This window comes from Natrinema soli (assembly GCF_028618695.1).
The window spans coordinates 1-4,822 of the sequence record NZ_JAQIVI010000659.1 but is presented as its reverse complement, the minus strand read 5'-3'; the positions used below and the strand labels follow the sequence as shown (position 1 = coordinate 4,822).

Annotated in this window: 4 protein-coding genes; 2 read left to right on the top strand and 2 right to left on the bottom strand. The window is 66.0% G+C overall.

What is annotated here, in order from left to right; genetic code table 11:
• Positions 1 to 380 (top strand): ZIP family metal transporter (locus PGX04_RS29405; RefSeq protein WP_377043669.1); only part of this gene is annotated, 380 nt, incomplete at its 5' end.
• A gap of 74 nt (positions 381 to 454) precedes the next feature.
• Here PGX04_RS29405 and PGX04_RS29400 read toward each other — a convergent pair.
• Both PGX04_RS29400 and PGX04_RS29395 read right to left on the bottom strand, forming a co-directional pair.
• Positions 455 to 712 carry a hypothetical protein gene (locus PGX04_RS29400; RefSeq protein ID WP_273741728.1) on the bottom strand — a complete coding sequence of 86 codons (258 nt, stop codon included), beginning with the start codon at positions 710 to 712 and terminating at the stop codon, positions 455 to 457.
• Between the two features lie 99 nt (positions 713 to 811).
• Positions 812 to 2,473 (bottom strand): tRNA uridine(34) 5-carboxymethylaminomethyl modification radical SAM/GNAT enzyme Elp3, encoded by a 1,662-nt coding sequence (locus PGX04_RS29395; protein ID WP_273741727.1) that lies wholly within the window; start codon positions 2,471 to 2,473, stop codon positions 812 to 814.
• A gap of 172 nt (positions 2,474 to 2,645) precedes the next feature.
• Between PGX04_RS29395 and PGX04_RS29390 the strand changes: the two genes are divergently transcribed.
• The coding region (locus PGX04_RS29390) for a proton-conducting transporter transmembrane domain-containing protein (protein ID WP_273741726.1) at positions 2,646 to 4,822 on the top strand (2,177 nt) is incomplete at its 3' end.

The window sequence follows — 4,822 nt, the reverse complement described above, 5'->3', positions numbered from 1 at the left end:
GGATCGCGTTCGCCAGCGGCGAAACGGCACTCGGGATCGCCATCGCGACGGCGATCGCCGTTCAGAACGTCCCCGACGGGTTCGCGATGGCCGTCCCCGCGGTCAGAGCCGGGGTCTCGGCACCGCGAACGCTCCTCTACACGACGATCTCGGGCGGTGTGCCGGAACCGATCGCCGCGGCCATCGGCTTCTCGCTGGTCGCGGTCGTCTCCGGCCTCTTCCCCGTCGCCGCCGGCTTCGCCGCGGGCGCGATGATCGCCGTCGTCTTCCGAGAACTCATCCCCTCGAGTCACGGCCACGGCTACGCGGACACCGCGACGGCGGCGTTCGTGCTCGGGTTCTCGGTCATGCTGGTGGTGGATACCGTCCTCGCCGTCTGAATCGACAGTTCCCCGGTCGCCGGCGGGATCGATATCGATCCGTCGTCACCGTTCCGAAACGTCATTGGACTGAATTATCCAGCTCCGTGTACGATCATTTGAAAGAACGAAGTCATCGCCGTCGCGTTGGTCGGCTTCGTCGCTGCCATCGTTGTCGGCGCAGCCCTCGGGCTCGTGGGGCCGATTTTCGGGCGCTGGTCCTCGTCGCGATTCCGATCCTCGGGCCGCAGCTCTCTCTCGTCGCCACCAGCGACGACGAGGTCGCTCCAGGGGGACCGAGCGACGTGGTGGGAACCGGCGCGCTCGAGCGAGAGGTGATTACGGTGTGCCACTGTCGGAGTGGGGAGCTGACAACGGTGCCGATAGGTGTCGGAAGCATAGACTACACCCTCTCCACCGTCAGAAAATAATAACGGCGGCGCGAGCGGGAATTAGATGCGTTTGCTGACGTACGGGCCGTCCTGATGGTAGCCGAGCTTGTTCCGATAGTACTCTCGAGCGCCGATACCGGAGATCACGCTCAGCTTGTCGTAGCCGGCGTCGGCGGCGAGCTCCTCGGCGCGGTCCATCAGACGGCGGCCGTAGCCCCGATGCTGGTGCTGGTCCGTCTCGCTCTCGTCACCGACCGTCACCTCCGAGCCGTAAACGTGGAGTTCTCGGATCAGCGCCGTGTTCTCGAGTTCGGGCCGGACCGGCGTATTCGGGAACCGGAGCCGGCAGAAGCCGACGAGGAGGTCCTTCTCGAAGTCCTCGAAGGAAATGAAGTGCTCGGTGCCGCCGCAGGCCTCGTAGCTCATCACGTCGAGTTCGATGTCGTCCGGCTCGTCGTCGTGCATCCCGGCCTCGCGACAGCGGATGCAGTCGCAGGTCCAGCCGTGCTCGTCCATCCGCTGGCGGGCGAGCTGTCGGAGGTTGGACTTCCAGACGCCGGCGTCGATGAAGTCCGCCGGAATATCCCGCTGGACGCGCTGAAGCCGGGTGTAGCGGGGAATCATGTCCTTTATCTCCGCGATCAGATCCGCGGCCTCATCGTTCGAGAGCGGGTCGTACTCGTCTTTGTGCCACCAGTCGTAGGTCGCGGTGCCCCGCACCACGAGCGTCGGATAGATCTTCAGGTAGTCGGGCTTCCACTGCTCCTGGTCGAAGAGCCGCCGGAAGTCCTCGAGACACATCTCTTTCGACATCCCGGGCTGACCCGGCATCATGTGGAAGCCGACCTTGAACGCCGAGTCCCGCAGCCGCTGGTTGGCATCGATCGACTCCTGAACGCCGTGGCCGCGGTGCATATCCCTGTTGATTCGCTCGTACGTGGTCTGGACGCCGACCTCGACCTTCGTTCCGCCGAGATCGAGCATCCGATCGATCTGCTCGGGGTCGCACCAGTCGGGCTTCGTCTCGAACGTCGTTCCGATGTTGCGGATGTCAGCGGTCTCGTTTTCCGCGATGACGTCCTCGAGGTACTCGAACTCGTGCTCCTCGGGATCCTCGGCGAAGCTGACGCCCTGGGCCGGTTCGGGCTCCTCGTCGACGTCGTACTCGTTCATCGCCTCGAGCGCGCGCTTGACGAACCACTCCTGGTAGTCGTGGCTGCGGGCGGTCATCGTCCCGCCCATCAGGATCAGTTCGACCTTGTCGACGGGGTGGCCGATCTGGCGCAGTTGCTCGAGTCGCAGCGTCACCTGTCCGTAGGGGTCGTACTCGTTCTGCACCCCGCGGGCGGCGGCGGGCTCCTCGCCCGTGTAGCTCTGGGACGACGAGAACTCGGAGTCGGGGCCGCCGGGGCAGTAGAGACACTTGCCGTGGGGACACCGCTCGGGCGAGGTCATGATCGCGACCGGCGAGACACCCGACGCCGTGCGGACCGGCTTGCGCTGGAGCACGGGTTCCAGGTCCTCGCGGTGCTCCTCGGGCGCGTAGTCCAGCAGTTCGGAGTTCTTGGGCACCTTCGGTGCCGAATGCTCCGAACAGGCCTCGAGTTTGGCCTTCTCGACCTCGTCGCGCTCGACCTCGCCGGCGAGGATCCGCTCGACGAGCGTCTTACAGACGCGCTCGAACGCTTCGGTTTCGGTCGGTTCTGGCGTCTCGGTACTCACTACACGTGATTCGTCGCCGTTCGCGAATAAGCGTGTCGGACTCGCCGATCGGAAACGGTCGGATCGGTTCGCGAGAGACCGTCACCACCGCGGCACGGCGATTCCCGTAACCGGTCCGCCGACCGAAAGGTAACCGTTTAAGGGTGGTCTCTTCCTATCCTCGGCGTACTGAATGTCTCCCGACCTGGCGATGGTCGTCGCCGCGGTCGCGCTCCCGTTCGTCGCCGCAGCACTCACGCCGGTGTTCTTTCGCGTTCTCGGTGAGGGAACCGGGTTCGCGGGGACGGTCGTCGCGCTGTCATCGTTCGGCCTGCTGGCCACACAGTACGGGAGCGAGGGCAGCGTCTCCCTCGAGTGGATCCCGTCTCTCAATATCGCGCTCCGGTTCTACGTGGACGGCTGGGCGCTGCTGTTCGCGCTCCTGGCGTGTGGGATCGGCGCGCTCATCTTCACCTACTCGCCGGCGTACATGCACGGGGAGTCCGGCCTCGTCAGATACTACGCCGCCCTGCTCGCCTTCATGGGATCGATCGTCGGCGTCGCGCTTGCCGCCGACCTGGTCGCGATCTTCCTCTTCTGGGAACTCACCAGCCTCGCGTCGTTCGTCCTGATCGGCTACTACACCGCCGACGACTCCTCGCAGTACGCCGCCCGGATGGCCATGTTCATCACCGTCGGCGGCGGCCTCTTCTTGCTCGTCGGGTTCCTCTTACTCTCGATCGTCGCCGGCGACGTGCTCGGTCCCGGAGCCGCGTTCGATCTCGCCGCGATGCTCGAGGAGCCCGACGTGATGGCGGCGGCCCTCCGAGAGCGCGGACTGTTCCTGCCGGTGTTGGGGTTGCTCGCGATCGGCGCGGGGACCAAGTCCGCGCAGGTTCCGCTGCACTTCTGGTTGCCCAACGCGATGGCGGCACCCACGCCCGTTTCGGCCTTCCTCCACTCCGCGACGATGGTCAAGGTCGGCGTCTACTTCATCGGCCGCGTCCGTCCGATGCTCGTCGGCCCCGAGTGGCTCTTCCTGTTCGCGACGCTCGGCCTGACGACGATGACCGTCTGTGCGATCATGGCCGTCGCGTCGACGGATATCAAGGAACTGCTCGCCTACTCGACGGCGAGCCATCTCGGGCTGATGGTCGCCGGCTTCGGTTTCACGTCGGTCTACGGCGCTGAGACCGGCGTCTTTCACCTGCTCAACCACGCGCTGTTCAAGGCCGCCCTGTTCCTCGTGGCCGGCATCGTCGCCCACGAGGCCGGGACTCGAGAGATCGACAAGCTCGGCGGACTCCGCCGCGATCTGCCGGTAACCGCGGCGATCACTACGGTGGTCGCGCTCAGCATGGCCGGCATCCCGCCGTTCAACGGCTTCTACTCGAAGGAACTGCTCTTCGAGGCCGCCGTCGAGGCGAGCCACCACCACGATATCGGGTTACTGGGCGTGCTCTATCCGGCCGTCGCCGTCTTCGGCAGCATCTTTACCGTCCTCTATTCGCTGCGATTCCTCTCGCTCTTCTTCGGCGAGCGGCCCGAGGCGATCGGCCACGTTCACCAGCCGCCCGTCACCCTGCTCGTCCCGCCGGCCGTGCTGGCGTTGCTCGCCGCGGTCGTCAGCGTCGACCCCCAGATCGCCGTGGATACGATCGTTCAATCCGGCCTCGAGGCGACGGCGGTCGATCCCCAGGAGATGCACGTCGGACTCCCGACGTCGTACTCGACGCCGGTGGGGATGAGCGCCGTCACGATCGGCGTCGGCCTCGTCGCGTACCCGTTCTACGGACGCATCCACGACGGTATCCGCGGAGTCGTGGGTTCGACACCGCCGATCCGCCCGAACTGGTGGTACGACGTGATCGTCGAGGGGCTCTCCGACGAGGGCCGGTCGTTCGCCGAATACGTCCACGACGGCCACCTCCGGACCTACGCGTCGTGGACGCTTGGTGCGACCTGCGCGCTGGCCCTCACGGGGTTCGTCGCAGCCGGGGCCATCGCACCGGCCAGGTTCGGCCTCGAGGCGACCCCGTCGATCACGCTCGTATTGCTCGTCGCGGTCGTCGGCGCGCTCGCCGTCGTGCTCTCCGATACCCACGTGGCGGGTGTCCTCACGCTCTCGATTCTCGGCTTCATGATCGCGATCTTCTACATCCTCGCGAGCGCGCCCGATCTCGCGCTGACCCAGCTCGTGGTCGAGACGCTCGTACTCGTTATCTTCCTGCTCGTCATCGAGGAGATACCGGCGTCCGACCGGATCGAAATCGGAACCCCCGCCCGCGACGTCGTCCTCTCGCTCGCGGTCGGTGCGACCGCGTTCGTCACAGTGCTCGTCACGACCGGCGCGCGTCCGGGCGGCTCGAG